The 22,310-nt window shown below is 34.4% G+C and carries 15 protein-coding genes; 9 read left to right on the top strand and 6 right to left on the bottom strand.

The features are described from left to right. Positions 1–12: 12 nt before the first annotated feature. On the bottom strand, positions 13–660 hold the full coding sequence (locus FRE64_RS07710) for a DUF2834 domain-containing protein (RefSeq protein ID WP_146295435.1): 648 nt from the start codon (positions 658–660) through the stop codon (positions 13–15). A 112-nt stretch (positions 661–772) separates the two neighbouring features. Between FRE64_RS07710 and FRE64_RS07705 the strand changes: the two genes are divergently transcribed. Beyond that, complete coding sequence (locus FRE64_RS07705) at positions 773–1,975, top strand: argininosuccinate synthase (protein WP_146295434.1); 1,203 nt, start codon at positions 773–775, stop codon at positions 1,973–1,975. 90 nt (positions 1,976–2,065) lie between these two features. On the opposite strand, the gene FRE64_RS07700 is transcribed toward FRE64_RS07705, so the two are convergent. Further along, positions 2,066–3,022 carry a universal stress protein gene (locus FRE64_RS07700; RefSeq protein WP_146295433.1) on the bottom strand — a complete coding sequence of 319 codons (957 nt, stop codon included), beginning with the start codon at positions 3,020–3,022 and terminating at the stop codon, positions 2,066–2,068. A gap of 405 nt (positions 3,023–3,427) precedes the next feature. Between FRE64_RS07700 and FRE64_RS07695 the strand changes: the two genes are divergently transcribed. From FRE64_RS07695 to FRE64_RS07670, 6 genes are all read left to right on the top strand, one after another. Beyond that, positions 3,428–4,051, top strand: coding sequence for an AAA family ATPase (locus FRE64_RS07695; protein WP_146295432.1), 624 nt, complete (start codon positions 3,428–3,430; stop codon positions 4,049–4,051). A 36-nt stretch (positions 4,052–4,087) separates the two neighbouring features. Beyond that, positions 4,088–4,411 carry a ribbon-helix-helix domain-containing protein gene (locus FRE64_RS07690; RefSeq protein ID WP_146295431.1) on the top strand — a complete coding sequence of 108 codons (324 nt, stop codon included), beginning with the start codon at positions 4,088–4,090 and terminating at the stop codon, positions 4,409–4,411. Positions 4,412–4,590: 179 nt separating this feature from the next. Beyond that, positions 4,591–5,049, top strand: coding sequence for a hypothetical protein (locus tag FRE64_RS07685; RefSeq protein WP_146295430.1), 459 nt, complete (start codon positions 4,591–4,593; stop codon positions 5,047–5,049). A 251-nt stretch (positions 5,050–5,300) separates the two neighbouring features. Next, positions 5,301–6,428 carry a hypothetical protein gene (locus FRE64_RS07680; protein ID WP_146295429.1) on the top strand — a complete coding sequence of 376 codons (1,128 nt, stop codon included), beginning with the start codon at positions 5,301–5,303 and terminating at the stop codon, positions 6,426–6,428. Between the two features lie 165 nt (positions 6,429–6,593). Further along, entirely contained in the window at positions 6,594–7,403 is an 810-nt protein-coding gene (locus tag FRE64_RS07675; RefSeq protein ID WP_146295428.1) for a class I SAM-dependent methyltransferase, read from the top strand. Between the two features lie 336 nt (positions 7,404–7,739). After that, positions 7,740–8,252, top strand: coding sequence for a DUF2059 domain-containing protein (locus FRE64_RS07670; protein ID WP_146295427.1), 513 nt, complete (start codon positions 7,740–7,742; stop codon positions 8,250–8,252). A 457-nt stretch (positions 8,253–8,709) separates the two neighbouring features. Here the strand turns inward: FRE64_RS07670 and FRE64_RS07665 are convergent, their stop codons facing one another. Beyond that, the gene (locus FRE64_RS07665) at positions 8,710–9,351 is read right to left on the bottom strand and encodes a GNAT family N-acetyltransferase (protein WP_146295426.1); all 642 of its coding nucleotides are present in this window, start codon (positions 9,349–9,351) and stop codon (positions 8,710–8,712) included. Positions 9,352–9,491: 140 nt separating this feature from the next. Here FRE64_RS07665 and FRE64_RS07660 point away from each other — a divergent pair, with 140 nt between their 5' ends. Then, on the top strand, positions 9,492–9,965 hold the full coding sequence (locus tag FRE64_RS07660; RefSeq protein WP_146295425.1) for a hypothetical protein: 474 nt from the start codon (positions 9,492–9,494) through the stop codon (positions 9,963–9,965). Positions 9,966–9,999: 34 nt separating this feature from the next. Then, positions 10,000–10,227, top strand: coding sequence for a hypothetical protein (locus FRE64_RS07655; RefSeq protein ID WP_146295424.1), 228 nt, complete (start codon positions 10,000–10,002; stop codon positions 10,225–10,227). Positions 10,228–10,368: 141 nt separating this feature from the next. Here FRE64_RS07655 and FRE64_RS07650 read toward each other — a convergent pair whose 3' ends face one another. The 3 genes from FRE64_RS07650 to FRE64_RS07640 all read right to left on the bottom strand — a co-directional run bounded on the left by FRE64_RS07650 (position 10,369) and on the right by FRE64_RS07640 (position 21,340). Continuing rightward, positions 10,369–10,773: a hypothetical protein gene (locus FRE64_RS07650; protein WP_146295423.1), complete on the bottom strand. Its 405-nt coding sequence runs from the start codon at positions 10,771–10,773 to the stop codon at positions 10,369–10,371. A gap of 297 nt (positions 10,774–11,070) precedes the next feature. Continuing rightward, positions 11,071–13,776 (bottom strand): DEAD/DEAH box helicase, encoded by a 2,706-nt coding sequence (locus FRE64_RS07645; RefSeq protein WP_146295422.1) that lies wholly within the window; start codon positions 13,774–13,776, stop codon positions 11,071–11,073. A 40-nt stretch (positions 13,777–13,816) separates the two neighbouring features. Then, the gene (locus FRE64_RS07640) at positions 13,817–21,340 is read right to left on the bottom strand and encodes a sacsin N-terminal ATP-binding-like domain-containing protein (RefSeq protein WP_146295421.1); all 7,524 of its coding nucleotides are present in this window, start codon (positions 21,338–21,340) and stop codon (positions 13,817–13,819) included. Between the last annotated feature and the right edge of the window lie 970 nt (positions 21,341–22,310).

The following is a 22,310-nucleotide window of genomic DNA, read 5'->3' as shown; positions in this document are numbered from 1 at the left end:
GTATCTAATTCCTCACTCACTGCTCATTTTTTCAGGAAGGGAAGGACGTAGGCAAAGATAGAGAAATGTTCCAATCAAAGGAATCCAGATAATTGTTTTAAAAAATAGCGAATGATTAATCTGGCGACGACCTAAATCATCTAGAAGCAGTGCTGGAAATAGCAAAATTAATAGGCAAAAATCTAAACTCATGACGTGAATAAAACGGCTGTTTTGCCACTGCACTACAAACTCATTCCAGTCTCCTTCTATAATTCCTGAAGTAAAAATAACGACAAATAGAATTACTAATAATAGATTGATCAAACGAAAATCTAGAATTTTTATAAACCAATTTGTTTTTTCTTGACTAAAGTCTGGTTCCCGAAAAGCAAGATAAGGTAAAATTGCAAATGCTCCCACTCCAAATGATATAAATGTGAAGATCCAAGCGGGTAATTTTTGCCCATTGCCATCAATGATTAATAAAGGAGCATAGATTAAAGGTAAAACTCCCATAAGATTAAAAATTGCTACGATTAAAGGATTAATTCCTTCTAGTTCAAAGTTAATAAGTTTTTCAATTAATTCTGAAGTATTAGCATTATTAGGAGGGGCTAAAAGGAAGGCATAGGAAATAAAGCCAAGCCAAATAATGGAAAAAGCAATTTTTTTGATCATACAGAGCGTTTTTATTTGAGGCTTTTAAAACAGCAAATATTAGTATATAAATTGCGTCTTGTATATTGTACATTGTATATTAAGTAATTTGTCGTTTATTAGCATAATGAATATGGGTCGCGCAGATAAAGTAGTTTTAGCTTATTCCGGGGGCGTAGATACCTCGGTTTGTATTCCTTATCTAAAACAAGAATGGGGCGTAAAAGAAGTGATCACCCTAGCAGCAGATCTAGGGCAAGGAGAAGACTTAAATCCGATTAAAGAAAAAGCAATGACAGCAGGGGCTTCAATTTCCTTAGTGGAAAATGGGGTGGAACGGTTTATTACTGAGTTTGCCTTCCCTGCTATCCAAGCCAATGCCTTATATGAGAATCAGTATCCCTTATCTACAGCCCTCGCTCGCCCCTTAATTAGCCAAATGCTAGTAGAAGCAGCCCAAAAACACGGAGCAGATGCAGTTGCTCATGGTTGTACTGGGAAAGGTAATGATCAGGTGCGCTTTGATGTGTCGATTATGGCGTTAAATCCAGATTTGAAAATTCTTGCGCCTGCCCGAGAATGGGGAATGAGTCGGGAAGACGCGATCGCGTATGGGGAGAAATTTGGACTGCCCGCCCCTGTCAAAAAATCTTCTCCCTACAGTATCGATCAAAATATTCTAGGACGCAGCATCGAAGCCGGCTCTCTCGAAGATCCGATGGTAGAACCACCAGAAGAAGTTTATAGTATGACTAGCGCGATCGCGCAAACTCCTAATGAAGCAGAATATATTGATATTGGTTTTGAAAAAGGGATTCCTGTAACCGTCAATGGCATTAACTACCAACCTGTTGCCCTCATTGAAACCCTCAACGAACACATTGGCAAACATGGTTTTGGTCGCATCGACATGATGGAAAACCGAGTTGTGGGCATTAAATCCCGAGAGATTTACGAAGCACCGGCTATGCTAGCGTTAATTCTAGCTCATCGCGATCTAGAAAGTTTAACCCTCACCGCTGATGTAACACAATACAAGCGAGGTATCGAAGAAACCTATGCTCAACTCATTTATCGTGGACTTTGGTACAGTCCTCTCAAACAGGCTCTAGAAGGGTTTATTCAGCAAACTCAAGAGCGTGTTACTGGAACAGTGCGCCTAAAACTCTATAAAGGGAATGCCATGGTTGTGGGTCGTCAGTCTGAAAATTCCTTATATGCCGAAGATTTAGCAACTTATGGTTCTCAAGATGAATTTGATCACAAGGCTGCCGAAGGATTTATCTATGTTTGGGGATTACCCACTAAAGTGTGGTCAAAATTCAACAAAAAATGAGCCTCGCTTTAAACTAACTCAAAAATAAAAATTCCCCCATTCATAAAAGTGATAATGGGGGGTAACAAAGTAATTACAAAAACCTCTGGGCTAGGCAAAATTCCTCACAGGAATCTTACCTTCATGAATAATAAACATGGGACGACCTAAACGATTTAATAAGCCAGAAGCAACACTACCATATAAAAATTCATCTAACCCGGCTTTAGCTTGGCTGGTCATGGCAACTAAATCAGCCTCACTTCTTTCGGCAACAGCCAAAATACTATCAATGGGCTGACCATATAACAAGTTCACCTCCACATCAATTCCCTGCTCTTGGAATTGACTTTTCCAATTTAATAAATACTTTTTCGCTTCCTTAATTTTTTCTAGTTCCTGATGCTTCCCAAGCTGACTTAATAAATGTTCAGGAACAACTTCCTCCTTAATTTCCTTGTCTAAATTAACAAACGCTGCTTTATAGCTGGCACTTCGGACAACTCTCACCAAAATTAACTTTGCCTCATACAACTGGGCAATATGTTGAACATGAGACAGAATTTTCTCTGATTCTTTAGAGCCATCGAGAGGGACTAAAATCCGATTATTGGTTTTTAAGCTCACCTTCGTTTTAGAATCTGCCACTAACATTGGGCAAGGTGCGCGATTAAGAAGCGCTGCACTAACACTCCCATAAATGGCTTTTTTCAGCCCTGAACGCCCTTGACTAGTAAAAGCCAAGACATCAATATCCATCTGCTCAATGGCATGGAGAATGGCATCAACAGCAACCCCTCGTAGTAGGAGAATGTCTGCTGATAAGCCGTCCTGAGCAAACTGTTCTTGCCAGCGAGTTAAATAGTTCTTCGCTTCATCAATTTTTTGAGGCTTAAAGGTGACCTCTTGATCTTGCTCAATATTAATAATGCCACTACGAGTTGCTGGTTCAATTACTTGGGCAAAAATAACCTGAGCCCCATCATATTTAGCTAAATTTGCCACATGGGGAATAATGGCTTCGGCAGCTTCTGAGCCATCGAGAGGGACTAGAATTTTACGGTACATAATAATCCTCAGCTTGAGTATCTAATACTTAAGAGTAAAGATGACCCTTGAATGACAAGAGCCATCACCATTGTTTAAAGACAAAATCTATTCATCTTGGGCAAAGTTAGCGTTCTGTCGTGACGACATAATCGCCGCAATTTTTTCTTCTCGTTTTGCTTCTGCATCTCGGAGTTCTGCAATACTCTTGTTTTCATAAGTTGGTAGAACCCCCAGTTACCCAATCATTTTCCACTTTTTTAATTGAACCACTGCTACCTCCGTGGCAATTTTTCTACATGTATACATATAGCACAGTCTTAATATAGATTTTTATTCTATTCTACATGTCTATAATAGAAGCGTCAGTGGATGACTCGAAAAAAGAGTCTATAGTTAGACATTTATACATGTATATATTTAGCTATGAAAAAAATTGCCCTAATTACTCAAAAGGGTGGCGCAGGTAAAACTACTTTAGCTTTATCCCTTGCTGTTGCTGCTGAACAAGCTGGAGAGACCACTGTTATTTACGACCTTGATCCACAAGCTACTGCCTGTAATTGGGGAGATCGACGTGAAGTTGATCGACCTGTCATTGTGGATGTGCAACCCGCTCGACTTAATAAGGCGATCGAACGCGCCGAAAAAGAGGGCGTAGATTTAATTATTTTGGATACGCCACCGCGTTCGGAGCAGGCTTCCCTTGCGGCTGCGAAAGTGGCTGACTTGATTATTATTCCATGCCGACCGCAAATTTATGATTTAGAAACTCTTCGTAATACTCAGGAGCTTATCCAATACGCAGGAAATCAATCAACATTGGTTGTCTTAAATGCTGTTCCTTCACGGGGGACTCGGCATGAGCAAGCGAAACGGGCGATCCAACAAATCGGTTTGACAGTTGCTTCTGCTCAATTGGGTAGTCGCGCAGCTTTTGGAGATGCTGGAGCGTTAGGACTGACAGCTTTGGAGTACGAGCCACAGGGCAAAGCGGCTGAAGAAATTCTAAATGTATACAAGTCTATTTGTCATAATGTAAATAAGTAAGATTGTAGATAAGTAAAATTGTAGTAAATTCTAATTATGAGCCAAAAGAAAAAACCTGATCTTTCAAATGCCTTGGCTGATACTAGCCATAGCACACGATATCGTCAAGAAAGTGCTAACCTACAACCATCAGGTGACAAAAATTCTGGCAACTCTTCCACTGTCCCCCCCAGTCGTCAAAATACACGCCCCATTACAGGACATTTTCCCAAGGAAGTTCGGGATCAGTTAAAAATTTTAGCGGTACAGGAAGATACAACAATGCACAATTTAATTGCTGAGGCTTTAAACGACTTGTTTGCTAAATATAAAAAACCAGAAATTGCACCAACCAAAGCAGGCAAAGATTTGGAGAGGTGAAGGGTTACGTTTTACGACTTGTTTCACCCATAGGAACTCTTCTTTACTTTGATAATTTTGACTCTAATTCTGATTGAAATCAATTAGAACCATCGGTTAAATATTTCTTAAACATTTAGTTAAATGTAAATCTCCATAATTTATTATATTTATAGTAAAAGTTATCAATTATATAATAAATGGATATAAGTGGTTTTTTTTGGAGTTTATTGCTTTTCCTATTATGCTCGATACCAACAATAATTGGATTTGCTGTTGTATATTTAGGTGGCAGAGTCTCTATTTTAAAGTGTCATCGTACTCCTTCATCTGGAATTTATTGCGAACTTAAAAAAGCAGGATTATTTTTTAGAAATGTCGAGGAAATTAAAAATCTTCAAGGTGCGGAATTGGACTATCGCTCAAGCGCCACACCAAATCCAAATTATGATGGAGAACCACTTATATCGTATGGTGATGGGTATCAAATTATGTTAATTACTAATGATGAAAAAATACCAATGATAGATATTAATGTGACACACATTCATTATCTTTTTACGATTTTATGTAAAAAGATTAAAATAAGAAAAATTAATAAATTTGTTAAAGATCCAAATCGAAAAAAAAAATTAAAATTAAAGAAGATTATCGTTTAGTCAGTTATTTAATTGGATTTCCACTTATGGCTCTGGGACTTTTTCTGTCTTATGGTGTCATAAGAGAGCCATTGATAGAACCCATCATTGAATTAATTAAATAGTGATTAATGGTTTAAACACTTTACTATTCGCTTCTTACTTTCTTTTACTATCTTTCTTGACCCATTTTACAGTTAATTCCATTACGATTTATTTCTACTTTAGCAGGTTCATCTTCGCCAAAATCTTGCATACAAATAATCAGTGCTATGAAAGAAATCAAAGTAGAATGGCAGAACAGTGACTACGGAATTAGAGCACTTGAAATCTTCGTTGATGAGATTCACTTGGGAAAAATTAAGCAGGGGGAAACGATTGTCTTTGAAGTGCCGGAAATCGGTCGTGAGATTTGGGGTAAGATAGAGGGCGGTCAAACAACGCCACATTTAAGCCTGAACGACTATACCCCTGACAAAACGGTAGTCTTCAAGGCGTATCCAAAGTTAAACCTTTTCGAGCAAATGGGTCTGAGCCAGATCCCTTTCAAAGTGTTCCTACAACAAGAACCTGACATCAAAACTAATGTCGAAGCCGAAATCAATCAGAAAACTACTAAACCGCCAAATAGCAATATTAGCTTAAAACGTACTGAAAACTCTTTAGAAATCATTGTTCCAGCACCGGGATTAACTAAATTAAATCTTCTTCAAATTGGATTAGGATTAGCATATCCTATTATTGGGCTATGTCTAATAATACTTATTGAGCTTATCGATTGGATGGATACTGATTTCCTATTTTGGATGCTATTTCTGATAGTAGGACGTTCTGGAATTACACTAATTGTCAAAGGAATCAAAAATATATTCAGGGGAACCACGTTAAGTGTTAACGAGAAAAATTTTACCCTAAAAACCCAATGGAAACTGCTATGGAAACTAAAATACGAGAAATTTGATTACGGTAAAACAGCAGAATTAAAAAACATTCATAACACAGAAGAAATGTCTGATTCGTATTTTTCTACCTTTTACAAAACAGACAACGAGTTCTTACCTTTTGAATTTACTCCATATTTTCCCAAATCTTGGTTAGACTTATCTAAGGAAATGAAACACTACGCTATAGCCATCAATCGACCCTATTCAGAACGAAAATGGTTAAAAGAACAAATCAATGAGTTTGTTTTGAAGGTACACAAAGAAATCGCATCTGACCCTAACAGTTCTTTTAACTTGCTCCCACCACTTGCTCGGGATCAAGATAGATTGGTACGCCAAAAAGTTGCCTCTAACCCCAATACTCCCTCTCCCACCCTTCAACTACTTGCTCAGGATCAAGATAAATATGTACGTGAACAAGCCAATGGCTCTCTTAGAAAAAGAGGATTAATCTAGCTAAGTTCTACTTTGGAATTGTACCAGTGACACTACTTTTTGTCAGAGCCAATCTTCATCTTAAGCATTTAGCATACGGATTAATACATCACCTAAATTAATTACGTTTTAGAAAATTAGGTTAAAGTTTTCTAAAATATGTATGAGGAAATTAGATGACTTTTTATGGATAATCAAGTAACTAAAACTGCCTATTATCCGTTAGGGGTTCGTGCTTGGGATGCTCAACAGGGTGAACCAGTGTGTAATGATTGGCTAGCCCCCTCCTTGATGACTGATGAAGCTAAGGAAATTTGGAAGCAATTTGCATCACTTAACCGACCGAACTTTAGTACAGCGGGAAGGCATGCAATCATTGATGACTTAATTCGGAAAGCGTTACAAAAAGACTCTAAGGCGAAAGTCGTTGTCATGGGAGCTGGGTTTGATACCCGCGCTTTTCGTCTCTCAGGAGGGAATTGGCTGGAAGTTGATGAACCAGCAATTCTTGCTGAAAAAGAGCGTCATCTCCCTTCCCATCAGTCTCCTAACTCGCTGGTACGAATTCCCATTGATTTTGCTAAGGAATCTCTCAAGGATCACTTATCCTCTTTTTCTCAACCCGAGACCACTCATGTGATCTTGGAGGGAGTCTTGATGTATTTAACTCAAAGACAACGCTGGGAGTTATTAGAAACGCTTGGCGAATTGTTCCCTCATCACTTCATCTATTGTGACTTAGTAAAACGGTCATTTTTTCAGCGTCAGATGACAGCAGTTCATGAACAAATTGTCAAGTTAGGAGCTTCTTTTAAGGAACTTCAGGAGAAGCCAGAACAACTGTTTTTGCAAGCTGGTTATCAACCGATTACTCGTCAATCAGTTGTGGGTAAAGTTGCTGATCAATTGGAAGTTCCACGATGGATTTTACACTTATTTTTACGCAACATCAAAAATGGTTTCTGTGTTTGGCAATTTGAGCGTTTCCCGAACTAATAGCGACATCACTGATTGATAGGTACGATTCCGAAATCTAGTTCCCCAATCATTTTCCACTTTATTAATTGAACCACTGCTCCCCCCGTGGCAACTTTTCTATATGTATACATATAGCATAGTCTTAATGTAGATTTTTTTTATATTCTACAAGGCTTTAAACGACTTGTTTGCTAAATATGGAAAACCAGAAATTGCACCAACCCCAGCAGGCAAGATTGTACTATTTTGCAAATATCTCGTCTCAACCCCATTCTTAGGGAGAGACCAAGATGTTAATATAATGCCCAAATCTCTAACCTACTCGACACAAACGTTTGAACTTGGAGACCTCAAATGATTAAACAAAAACTATTACCCATCACCCTAGCCACTATCCTGACTCCTGTAACACTGGGATTATCGCTATTAGCAGTCTCATCAGTTAAAGCAGAAACCAATGATCAAAACATTAAATCCTTAAACGAAACCCCCTCGGAACAGGAAAAAGACGTTGATCCTGAAAAAGCATCCTTAATTAGGCAATATATTGAACTTTCCAATGAAAAAGAAGCAACAATTGAGACAGTAACCTTACCTTTAGAACAGAATCCTCAAATTCCAAATGAAGTTGTCCAAGAGTATGTTCGTCGGATGGAAGAAGAATATGTGGATTTAGTAACGCCCATCTATGCGGAACACTTTACGGTCGAACAATTGGAGGCAATTATTGAATTTTATCAATCAGATATAGGTCAAAGTGTTGCAGAGGAATTTCCAGAACTCACTCATGACACCTTCACTCGTTTTTCAACTTGGGGAGAAAGAACCATGAGAGAAATTATCGAAGAAAGACGTGAAGCCAATTGATACAGCGACGAAAAAGCAGGGCATTAGGCGTTCAGCTTGACTACTAACTATTGGAATAATGGCTACTGCTAAATTAAAATCTGGTGAGACGATTGATTTGCCATTCGAGGAAATGCTGGAATTTATGGCAAAGAACGATCATCTCATCGAAAAGCAATTATAGTCGTTCCAATTCAGTTCCGTAGTGCAGCCATCTTGGCTGCTACTAGGGAGCAAGATGCTCCCACTACTTTTAGGTTGCTGTTTTTTATTTGGAATCACTATATCTTCTAATCCGAGACCAAAAAGAAGACCGTTACAAGTAGCTCACAATAGACCCTCGGCTAATCATATAAAATTCTTGATTGGCAATGTTTTTAGAGATTAATTTCACTTAAATATAGCAGTCAGGAATGATTCATGAGAAAGAAATCTATCAGTCAGTTTCCATTACACTAGCAACTGAAAAAATAGCTTCTCACAACTGACTCATGATTGCTATAGCTATAAAAAAGCCAATTAAGAAAAAGATAATGAAATACAAAATAAATTGAATAAGGTGATTAGACTTTTGATGCTGTTTTATTTCATAGTTTAATAATTTCTTGATTTCATCTGCTTCATTTTGAGAGATTGGTTTTAATTTTTTATAGAGAAATTGAGTCGGCATATTAGTAAAAGTGAACTCAATTACAAAATTAACTCGTCTAACACTTGTATAACCTTTTTTTCTATAAAAAACTACAGCATCTAAAGATGAAAAAACTTCTAAAATTACAACATTATATTGTCGTGCAATTTCTTCTATTTTTTCAATTAACTTTGTTCCCACTCCTTTCCGAAAATAATCAGGATGAACATATATTCCTCCAATTTGTCCAAGTTTGTTATGCTTATAGATAAAACAAGCAAATCCAATTATTTTTTCGCCATCAATTTCAGCCACATAAATTTTTTCCTGATGATATAATAAACTTCTAGCTCGTTTTTGACTGTTTATTATAGCTTGCTTTTGCTTTTGATTATAGTATTTAGAAGATAATTGAAATAGGGATTGAGACTGTAACTCTATAATTTCCTTGATGTCATTTTCGTTTGAAGGTCGAATAACAATATTCATGTTTAAACACCTTAAATTTTAAAATAGCTTGTTTTAGATCGCCTCAAACTCAAAATAATTAAAAAAGAATAACTATGGTTAGAGAGAGAATTTAGCATATTATGGGGCTGAACTGCTTATTTTGAGACTCTACCCTGTTAATGAAACAGCCCGAACTATTCTCAACCCAAAACTTTACCCAATTTCCGCTCGGACAACGTCAAGAGCAACTGGTGATGAGTCGCCAGCAGTTACTTAAATGGAAGCAGCGTATCTTCAAACATCAAAATAAAGTTCGAGAAGCTCCACCAGCACAAACAACTCTATTTGATACTGCCCCTCCATCAACAGCCGATGAGATTGACCCCTTTAATCTCAAACTTCATAGTCCGCAGTTCTATCGGATGCGTGATTATGATGATCAATGTTGCCTTTATTTTATTCTGGATATGGCAAGGCAACTCTTACTTTACGTGGGGGAAACCAAACAGACAGCGCGCGATCGGTGGGGGAATAGTGGCACTAACCATGATTGTGAACGCTACATTGCCAAATATATCGAACTGCATCGAAAATATGATTTAGAGGTGAAAGTTTGTTCTGCGTTTTGGTACGATGCGCTATTGATTGATTAGTAAAAACTAAACAGTATAATAAGGAAATAAGACAATGGCTAAGGTTAAATATACTCCTAACTATGGCGAAAAATATGATTCTGATACAAATAAAAAAGCGGTAAATAATGTTAATAAGAATAATAAGGATAATGATGATATTGTGGAATTAATGGAGAACATTATTGACAGACTGATTAATTATTGTATCAACGTTATAGTCAGGTCGATTTGTGATAAAATAGGAAAATTTATTGAAAATTTAATAGAACATTTTAATTAAGTAATATTAATAAATTATTAGTCCCTTTTTGGTACGATACGCCAGTAAATACACGATTGAGCTTCTTTTTTAGAAATCATAGTACAGTTGGGAATTATCTCCTTTATACTCTTTTAGGTAACGTGATCGCTTCCGTTTTAGTTAACTTTTAAGGTTTTGAGCCTTCTCTTCTTTTAATAAATCTTTTTGCGCTTCAGGTGAAATAAGCATGATTAGCACATGATGGGGTTCACAGGTTTCAATTTTTGCTTTCAACTCTAGTCGTTTTTTAGGAGAATTAAGCCACAAGCCAGTAGACAGGACTTCCTTAAAATCATTAGGGCGGTAAAAGCCACTGTATAGATAGCGATTATATTTCGGAGTGTTTTCTAAAATAGCTACTGCCTTCTTTAACTCAGGCAAAAATCTACATTCTGCTACAAAACACGGAAGATTGTCATCGTTATTATCAATTATTCGTTTTAATTGACTAACAAAAGATTTTACTTTATATTCTCGTAACTCTTGTTTTCCAAATCCTTTCTTTTTTTTACGTAATTTAGCCATTGTTGTTACCTCCTATACATTTACTAGATATGGGAGCGCGATCGCGCCTTCCATTAATCCAAACTTTCATAAATAATTAATATTGAACTGTTAAAGCGTACTCAGCCGATTGATCGCTTATACTGATACTTTGAGCCAATCTAACCACATAACCGTAAAATTGGATACTGTCACCGCTTTCCATATTAGAAATTCAGTTTTATTCAGCAAGCCCTAATTAAGTTGCCCAAAAAGTTCCATTTTGACCTAATTCCATTTCCATTATTACTAAAATTGCTTTGCTCCAATAATCTAGATTCATGTACTCTTACTTGGATAGAGTAACATGCTAGCTTGAGCCTTTGGAAATTCAAAAGGTAAGTCTAGAATGTCCCACTGAGTAGTAAAATAATATTTAGCATCTTCTAAAAGTTTTAAAATTTGGTCTGTATTAATTGAGGGTGAGTTTGCGTGACCTGTTTTATCTAATTTTTCAATTTGTTCATTTAAAATTTTCAATAGTTCCCAATCCTTCAGAAGTTCTTTATTTTGATGATTATCTGGGTCAACTTTAATGCCAGCAACAACTTGCTGAACATTACTTTGAGTACTAGTAACGCGATCAAATATTTGAAAAACGACTATAATCTCTTTGAGTTGATTTAATTGCGTTACACAACTCGACAAGTCCAATGCTTGATTTAACGCCTGATTCATCAAGTGGTGTCCTACACCGAGCAAATAATTAACCTTACGTTTATTTTGACAGTTGCGATCAAAATGTAGATCTTCGTAGCGTTCTCTGATGGCAGGATCAACTAACCAAGGTTCTGGCGTAATAAAAGATAATCCCTGATCGCTACGAACAATACGTCTCTTGTTAAGCTGAAGCATTGTTTCAAAAAAGGGTTGCAACTCTGGTAAATCAACCTGTGGCAGTAAGGGAGACACTTGCTGAAAATCAAATTTTTCGCAACTGCCAACTAAATCTTTTACAGTTTTTACAGCATCTTGACCGCCAAATGTAGCAGTTTTGGAATCAAACCACTGATTTAAATTTTCTTTATGTTGCTCAGCTTCACTAAAAACCTCTCGAAATAATTTAGGTGAGGTCATACCTAATACTAACTGTAGCAAGTCTTCAGGTTCGTCCATTACCTGCTTGAGCGACTCTGTAATATTATCAATTTTTTCATTTAACTTATCCCAAATTCGGGTTTCTACTGTATCAGGATTTCGTAAGCTAATGACTTCCACTGGATATTTTTGACCGTAGCGATTCAATCGCCCCACTCGCTGGTGTAATCGCATCGGATTCCAAGGTAAATCTACATGAATTAAAGAATGACAATTTTCTTGCAAGTCAATTCCTTCTCCACCTGCTTCGGTAGATACCAAAAATTGAGCTTCTCCTGAATTAAATCTTTCCGCTGCACGTTCTTTTTTTTCTACGCGAGCCTTTACTTTACCATTTTCTTCTACAACTTTTTCTACCCTTTCATCTCCATTGATGAAAGTGACGCAATTACTACCGTAACGGGAAATTAGGGCTGACATTACTAAAGATTGCGTCGCCTTATACTCAGTAAAAAATATCACATGACGATTAATAAATCGAGTCTCTAAAATTTCTAAAATTTTATCAATTTTTGTCTCTTTTTTAACTAATTTAGCAGCCTCAATTAATTCTTCTAGCTTAGGTTTTTCATCTTCCATTAAATCCACTTTTAAACTAAGTTCAAAAATTTCTTCTTCTAATTTATTCAGTTCGTCGCTATCAATATTTTCTTCATCTTCAAATTCTTCAATAATCGCTTTTTGATTTTTAGCTTTCTGTAATTGTTCACGTTTTTGAGTAATTTTATCAAGCCTTTTTTCTAAAGCACTCCGAATTGCAGTAACTGAGCTAGATGCTAATTTTTGCATACAAGTTAGGATTAACATCACAGCTTTTTGATTGACTATGCTTAGTCCCGAAGCATAGGCTTTTCCACTAACAATAAAATCTGTAAGCTTAGTATAAAATGCTTCTTCTTCAGCAGAATAGCTATAGGTTTCTGAGGAAACACGAACAGGAGAAAAAAGTTTTTTACCCATCATGTCTGTTACTAACTGTTTGTTATTTCGCAACATGACTAGATGTAAATTTTTCATCTGAGTTTGAAGTTCAGTAGGTGAACTTGTAGCGCTTATCGGATCAAAGAGATCATTCCGAAGAAGTTTCAGTAATGAAAAGAACTGATAGTGTTTTCCTCGATGGGGAGTACCTGTAAAAAAGACGGCAGATTTAACTTTTTGATGTTCATGGATAAGGCGATGCATCAAGTTATACCCAAGGGTAGGTCCAGTTTGCTCATCAGCATTAAGGTGATGTGCTTCATCTACGATTACTAAATCCCAAGGTTCAGCTTCAAACAAGCGTTGGTGACGATTACGGTGATCTTTCCTTAAAGTAGGCAGAGAAGCGATTACTTGAGAGTGGGTCTGCCAAAAATCGCTTTTTGGCGTATCTGCCTCTGTCGTGTAGCGCGTCATGCGAATATCAAACATGGTACGCAGTCGCTCTTGCCATTGCTCAACAAGGCTGGCAGGACATAAAATTAAGACGCGCTTAATTGCATTTTTGCTAAGTAACGTCCATAGAATTAAGCCAGCTTCAATGGTTTTTCCCAATCCAACATCGTCAGCAATTAACCAACGAGCAGGGAGTTTTTGTACGACTTTGCGACAAACCCATAGCTGGTGAGGGAGTAGTTTAATTTTAGCTAAAGAGAAAACTCCCCACATATCATTAACTGATCGAATTGCTAATGCTTGAGTATGGGCAATTGTTTCTTGCGGATTATGCCACTGGGAAGCAACAATGGCTTCTGTAAGTGATTGAAGAGGAGATAGTCTTGATTTCGGACATTCTTCTATTCCCTGCTCAAAACGAACAACAACAGTTTCTCCATTATCGACAATTACTTCACCATTGCCATATTGAGAATGACTTACTTGATCTCCGCGATTATACTCATCCATAACTGATTTTCCTTGAATCAATACCTTATTGATTTTCACCTCAATACTTCCAATACAACTCAATTGCAATATCAAAACTGTTGTTAAAGGTACAATCTTCTACACCATTTTTTTCCAGAAAATAATAGATACTTTTAGACATTTTATCATATTTATCATAATTTTCCTGATCTATATTTTGACAACCTAAATAACTCAAGTTTTCTCTAATTTGTTTTCGGGGAACGAAACAGTAGGGAATTAAATCGGGAGTAGGCTCAATTACTTCTAATCTGATTAATTCACGTAGAACAAAGTTAGCTCCCATCCCTATTGATAAAGGCGGAGCATCCAAACCTCCTCCAGAAAGCTGCTCATTACTCCTTGGAGAAACCAATTTCTGAAGACTAAATTGGTTGCCCCATTTTTGACTCCATCGATCTGCTTTTAAAAATAAGTCTTGATAAACGTCTAAATATTTTGAAATTTGGTAAATATGAGGATATTTTTCCATCCAATAGTACCACTTGGTATCTTGCTTTAGCTTTTCAATGTATTCATCTAAAACTTTAAACCATTTTTCTGAATTTTCCTGTGGATTCGGTTGCTTAAAAGTTTCCCACCAACCTTTTTCTTCGCACAGTTCAATGAAACCTTTATGTTGCGGTTTTATTGTTCTTCCCATTGTATGGGTTATACCAATAAAAAATAGGATAAGCCAGGCTTCACGATCACGCTGTTTTAACCCATATTTTAAATTCTCAATTTCAGTTGGGTAAAGCTCTCGATTATATTTTTTAAGTTTGTCTTGATAGTGACGATTCCACCAACTAGATAAGTCTTCTAGACTTTTTTGCACTTGATTCACATCGACTGATTTTATGTCTTTATATGATGAATCCTGAGATTGATTGGAATCATCAAGATCCAATTCATTCCAACTACATTCTCCTTTATTAGCTTGTTTAACTTTAGCCTTAGTTTGATTGAATTCTAGTATGCGTTGAATCCCCTCGTCTTTTTCAATCCAACTTCCTTTATATTTCTGTTTTAATTGTTTTTCAAATCCTTCTTTATAATTGCCTTCTAACAAGTAATTTCGTACGGCTTGTTTTTGCTTTTCAGTACTAGCTTGTTTTGCCCATTCCACTAGTTCTGCAATTTCAATTGTTTTTCGTTGGGAACGGCACTTGAAGAAAAACTTAAGTGCTTGATTATTATAATCTTCATGTAAAATCCGTTCTAGAGGAGCAAATTGTACCAAATATTGTTCTTCTTGATCAGAACTGTGTGGCGTTAAAAGTGAAGTAGCTGGGTAGTATTCTTTTTCTTTATTCATAAACAAGATAGAATGACTGCTAAAAAAATTGTTAATTTCTTGAATTTCGTTACTATACCAGTTTTCAATTATTTCAATTAATTGACCAATTTGTGATGCATTTTCAGGAGAAATATTATTATCTCCCAATTGTTTTTCAATAACTTTCTGTAAAGTTAACGACTCTAGTTCATCAGGTTCATCAGTTTGTAGTAACCTTTGAAGGTATTGCCAAATATCTTCGTGAACTAAACAATTAGGTTGGTAGTGTTGTTGAAACTGGGACCATGGGGAAACAATTTCAAATATTTCTTGTTGTTTTAATATCCCTGTTACGACATAAGCTAGTTCAGTAAAACAGACTAATTGACGATAATCTCCATATAGTCCATTAGGAAGAGTGGGATGACAACTAATCAGATGACCAACCCCATTATACTCACCTCCAAATCCGTTTTTTAATAGTTCTGACTTATGTTGTTCATCTAGTTTGTCAAGCCAATCAACAGCTAGTACCTTCCATAAAAATTCCCAAAACTGATAAGGATTAACTTGTTCATCTAAACCAATTTGCTGGTGTAGCGTTTCCCAGTTTCCCTGTGAGGCTTGAAATAATTGACATAGTTTTTCTCCTAATTGCTCACCAATTTCACTAATTAACTCTTGATTATCAGTAGAATTAGGATCAAGGCTAGTTCGACCGGGATTTATGTCAAATTGACTATTAACTACAAAGCGTAATGATAGTAATTCTTTAGTGGGAACTGTGACCCAAAAAGTTGGCATTTCCCTTAAAAAGGAGTCTTCATCATCATCTAATTTACGAGGTAACGCGATCGCGACTTGTCCTTTCTTTAACCGAAAGCAAAGTGTTGGTTGGTTTTGAACAACATCACATTCAATGCCATCTATTCCTAAAACTTTCTCAGGTTCCCACTTAATAGTTTTGACTTGATCACTTTCAATACGACAAGATTTGATTTTTTTAGCAAAGGCAAGGATCAAATGTGTATAAGACTTAAATTCGTTAATAATAGACTGAATAAGCTGTCTATCATTCCGAGCCGAAATCGGTAGCTTAATTATTGTTCCATCAATGCTATCTTGATCTGGTTGTTGAAATTGCTTAATTCGCTTCTGTAATTTTTGAATCTCATCTAAGTCGGTAATAGGCTCTGGTAAAATTCCACCATTGACTTGAAAACTTAAATTACCACTATGAACTTTGGGACAATCAGTCAACAGATAAACCGTCTTAAAACCTAAACCGAATTCTCCTGTTGCCTCCTCATTTTTATCAGAAATATTGAACGATAGCATTTTCACTAAATCACGTTGATAACCCTTTCCTTGTAATCGCTTATTCAATGTAGGGTCGCTAAATTGATTAATGGGTCTTCCCCAGTGGATCAACTCAAGTTCACTCGAATTTAAAGAAATAACACATTCTTCAGTTTTGCTATATCTGTAATCATTAGAATTAAGAAAATGATTTCGCTCTAGTGCTGCATCATCTGCATTTTGAAAAAGCTCAAATAAAACACTTTTATTTGAATAGCCAAAGTTTTGAATTTTTTTACGAACAGAAACTAACAAGTCATTTTGGACATCTGTATTATTTTTTATTGTATCTTGAATTGATTTAATCTTTCTTTTAATTTCGGCTGATACATTATTAATATTATTTTTAATTATTGGCGTTTGCTTCTCTAAGCTAAGTCTATCATATCTTTTGTCGTCTATTTGTTCCATTGTATCAATAAGCGATTTATTATTTATTTCTAAGACTCTTAATGTATATGAACAATTTTCAATAATAAAATCACGAGCATTATAAATTTCTAGTTTTTGGGCTTCTATTAAAATTGGTTTAAGTTGATTATCAATACGAGAATCAAGTTTTATTGAACTAATATCGTTATTATAGGTTTTTAACCATTCTTTTATACTATTAAATAGAATATTTTCTAAATTTTCTTTACTTAACTTATTGGCTGTAATTTGTTTCAAAATGATTTCATTAGATTTATTTAACTCTCCAATAAATAAGTTTGTCGGGTTATGTTGTAATACATCAACATAAAATTTAGCATTGAATAAATTTTTAACAGTAATTTTATTTTCTGTACTGATTGTAATTTTTAAATCACACTTTTCAGAGTTTGGATTACGTATTGGATCACGAAATAATATTGAATAGATGTTATCAAATGAATGTTTTCCAAGAAAGTTTTGAGCTAATTCTTTAATTTCATCATCATTATTATAAAATATCATTAAAAACAAACCAATTACAGGTGGAGATATACTCGTAGTATTAATCCAATCTTTAAAGTATTCTTTTAAAGTTTCTGCATTAGTTTTTTGTTCATTACTATTATTAGTTGACTGCTGATATTCCAATAAATCTGATGGAGTATAATTACTCTGATAATTAAGTAATTGTTTGATGATCTGATATTGGTTATCATCTATAAGATAAGTCTTATTTATGCCATATGTTTTAGGAACACATAGTGATTTTGGGTCTTGCCAATCAAAGTTTTTATTGAGTAATTTTAGTTCAGCTAAATTTTTAATTTTTTGATTTAAGTTAGCGCCTGAATTAATAAATAATTTTAAATAATTATTATAAACTTTAATAACATCTTCATTAGGTTTTTGATAGCTTGCTGTCATCCATTTTAAGAGTTTACATAACCATTCAATATCTGAAACTGGCTTTTTAACTTTAGGTAGTATATCTGATTTAAATTGTTGCTGGGGAACTTGGAAATAAATTTCCCAAATTGGCATTAGTTCACAATTTGATAAAACTTGACTTAGCTCTTTGAGTTCTAAATCAACATTGCCAATATAGTATTGAGGAAGTTGCGCGATCGCGTCGCCTAATTTTTGAATAGAAGTTTTTTCTGATAAAAATAGATTTTTAAATTGAGAATACTCTAAATACAAATTAATATTTAGCTCTTCTTTCAGTAATTTCGGCGTAATATAATCCCAAGATGAAAATTGCTTTAATATCTCTGTATATTTATCATTTAAGTTAGGTAAATAACATATTTGTTGCGGTGATAGTGATTGATTTTTTTTATCAATTAACCAGTGGCTTTGTTTAAGTTTTTCAAAGTTTTCATTACGAATTTTTTGTTTATTTTTATAAATACTTTTCAATAAATCTAAAATTGCTTTACAGTAAGTAGAAGGGTCATACGTCTTATCCAGCAAAAACTTTAATAGATCATTTTCATACCAAGTAGGAGAAAGTTTATTCTTAAGAAGATTTATTTGTTCTTGTGGAATTGAATTAGGTAACTGTGTATTAATTACATAATCAACTTGACTTTCATTGCAAAAAGCCTCTTCTATAACCGAGGTTAAGTTCTGAATTCGCTCCCCTAAGAAAATGAGCTGATTAGGACAAATACTTCCGCCTTTGGATAGCTTAAGCCATGGAGTGTTTTTAAGTTGATTTAGTAATTCCTTGTCATTACATACATTATCACAGTACTTATGGAGTACCTTTAGCAATAGTTGGTCATATTGTTCAGGCTGATTTTGTTGTAAAACTAACTTAACTGCTTCTGTTGGACTCCATAAGGGAATCCACTCTGGTTGATTAGTGTACTTTTCATCAATTAAGGTGACAAGAGACCTTAATTCAGGATACTGGTCTAGAGGAAATTTCCTGTTATTTAGGTAAGTTTTTTCATTAATTGAAACTAAGTAACTATCAACCGTTTCATGAAGTGGGAGACGTTTCCAAAAATTTTTATTATCCTTTTTTTTAGCAATTTCACTTAATACTTCCTCACGCTCTTCTCGACTCGGTAAAATATCACCTGTAATTTTTTCTGGTGTTAATTGCCGAATTAAAGAATCAGGTAAAATAGGTTCAATATTGAAAGACTGCCATTGCTCTTCTGGAATGTTATGGGCTAATTGAGTATCTAAAACTTGCCATGGTGGTAACGTGTAAGACGCTATTTTTTTCCAAACTTGATTAATTGATAAGGGTTGAACGTAAAGTGGCGTTGAAGAGTCATCAAAATGTTCAATACTACTATGTAAAAGGAATCGGATTACTTGTTTTTTCTTAGAATGATTTGAGTCTTGTAATTGCTTTACTAGTTTTTTACGTTTATCTGAGTCAGTAGTTAGTCGTGGTTTTTGACATAAAATATCAAAGCAAGCCTTATCACTAAAGGTCTTAATTTTCTGTGACCATAATTGCTGGGCTAAATTTTCATCAATTAAAATTAATGCTTCTTTCTCTAAAACAGCTTGTAAAGCATCACGTATTTTTTTATTTTGATTATTATATTTAAAGACTAAAGATTTATCAATTTTATTTTGAAGTTCATTAGGATGGCAATAATAATTAGATTTCTGTTTAAGGGAATAGACAGGAATATAACTAAGAGTAATTGAATCAATATCCTCATTACCTAAGTAATTAATAATCTTGGAAATTAAATTGGCAGTATCTTGATTTGGATTTAAAAACTTCCTGATCTTTTTAAGTAAATATTTAACGGCATTAATTGATAATTGCTCTTTAAACTCTTCTAAAAATTGAAAAAGAAATTCTTTTAGTTCTTGCGATTGAAATATAGATTTTGAATTAATTGATTCAAATAGGTTCACCAGTTCTGATGCTTCAAAAGTATTTAATTGATCTTCTTTAATAAGGTTTGGTTTTTCTTTGACTGTTAAATAATACTTATCAGCAAAATCCTTTAATGTTGGTAACTCTATCCATAAATCATTAACAAAGCTAGGTAGCGCTATAATTCGCTTATTAGTGGAAATTAGTTCCCACCTTGAGTAATCTGGTTTTAATCGATAAATCCAACAATAATTTTGGCAAATTATGTCTTGATTCGTTTTAAGAAGTGAATTATTTAGTCCCTGACAAAGGGCTGCTATTTCTTGATCTAAATTTTCATCTAAGTCACTTTGAAGTTCTTTATAAAAATATTCCAGTGCTTTTAAAAGAATTGAAAGTAACTTATCGTACAGTTTTTTATTCCAAATTATTCTAGAATCTTGATTTAGCTCTTCTATTTGAAAATTATCGGGATTAAAACCTAATATACCTTTTCTAGAAGAATCAGGAAAAAAAGATCCATTTAGCGTAATTAAATACTTATCTTTAGATTTGATTGAAAGTTGGCAATTTTGTTCAGTAGGTAGAAAAATAGCTGTCCTAATATTTAAATTATTATCATCATTAAGATTAGGAAGGCGAGTTAAAGCGATTTCTATGTAGGGCGTAGTCTTTTCAATCTCTTGATCAAAAGATTGATCATGATTTTTAAAATTAAGAACATCTTTTTTTAATTCAGTTGGACGGATTTCACTACTACAAAAATGAAATGATATATTAATATTAATATTTTGTTGATCATTGAACTTTATATAACCAGAATTATTTATTACTTTATTAGCTGGTATATTTTTTATAGGTTGCTTGTGTTTATTTGAATTACTAACTTCAAATACAGTTTTTGAAATTTTATTATTCCAGTACCTAATTTTTGTTAAATATCGTAATAGTGGTAATAATAATGCTAATTGATATTTTGTCTCTTCCTTATTAAACAAGCAATCAATGTTATTTTTATCTTCATAAAATTTTTGTTTTATCCATCCATATTTATTCTCGCGATCATTAGTTTTGTGTGTTTGTTTTCTCAAAGGAATCCAAATTAGTAACCAGCTTTTTTTAATATAGTCTTCTTTACGTAAAATTGGTTGTATTTCCTGTTCAACTAAATTACGATCTGATTGACATAAATTTGTCCAATTATGATGATATTTATCTTCATCATAATTATCTGCCCAAGGATTAAAAAAACCATATCCCCATATTGTATCACCATTCTCATCTTGTTTTTTCGTCCAATTACTAATATAGAAAAAAGCTTCACAAATATGGAAAACACTTTTAAGCCCTAAACCAAATTTACCTATAAAATCTTGTTCTGATTTATCTTCTTTATGTTTACCACTTCCTTTAAAGTATCGGATGTTATCAGCATCTTCTAAAGTAAATTTTCCATTATCTAAAATAAAAATTCCCGATGACTTTAAAAGGGGATGTTTAGCATCTTTAATCCCCCTGCTCCAACCGTAATCAAAACAAGTTGAGTTTGCATCTTCCGCATTTTGGATTAGTTCTTTTAGAATTGCTTGAGGTGGATAATTATCTAGTAGAGAGTCTCTTAAATCTTTAATATCTTGTAAAGGATGATGTCGAGCCATACTTAGATGCTTTGTTAAGTTTTTTGGATAATGTTAATATTTACTTTACCTATAAAGTACCAGTTTTACCTATAAAGTTCCAGTGTACCTTAACTAAAAAAAATTGCCAACTATATAAACTAATTGTGATACGAAGTTTTTACAAAGAAATAAAAGATAACTTCATTCTTTTTTCGACTAAGTCAGTCAGTTCTCCTTGTTGCAAGCAAATTTAGTCCATAATGCTAGAATAAGGTTTCGGTTTCATCTGAGCAGAATTTCGGTAATGTGATCGTTTTTTCCTCTTCCCGAGTCTTACTACTTGCTATTTTGCCTTCACTTCTCCCTTTTTATTCGATGTTAATACCTATAATTATGTAATACAAACTGCTTATTTAGATGCTTTATCTATTTTTTTTTAATGAGCTATCTAATTTTAGATTAGTGATATTAGAAATTCAATTTAGTTATAAGGGGGTATAACTGCTATATCTATTGCCATGACTGATTTATAGCCATTATTATGCGAAATTATAGTTTTATGATTACAATTCCTTTTATATTTTTTTAAGGTGGGGCGCGATCGCGCTGAACTTGAAAATTTCCCCTACTTTTTGTTGTCAGACATTTTACTCTGCTTGCATCCACCAAGTAGCTAAGAAACGCAAACCCCCCAGTCATTAAGGGGTTAGAAGGTAAGAAGGAAAAATCATCATATTGATAACGATACGAATATGATTGAGATAACTTTAATATTTTGCAATAAATAACAAATATGATTATAGATACAAAATAGATGGTAAATTTATAAATTCCCAATTTGAGGGAGATAAGACCTCTCTCGGATCTACCTTCTATTGACCCTCCTTTTGCGAGGCAGGAATGAGAACTATCATTGCTATCTCCAGTTGGCTACTTCCCTCCTCAAGATAGAACAATTAAACAGATTCATTACTTTTGGCAATGATTAATCAGTGAGATTCCACTGAGA

This window comes from Euhalothece natronophila Z-M001 (genome assembly GCF_007904085.1).
GTDB lineage: Bacteria > Cyanobacteriota > Cyanobacteriia > Cyanobacteriales > Rubidibacteraceae > Halothece > Halothece natronophila.
The sequence above is the reverse complement of the archived record's forward strand: the minus strand, read 5'-3'. Positions and strand labels throughout refer to the sequence as shown.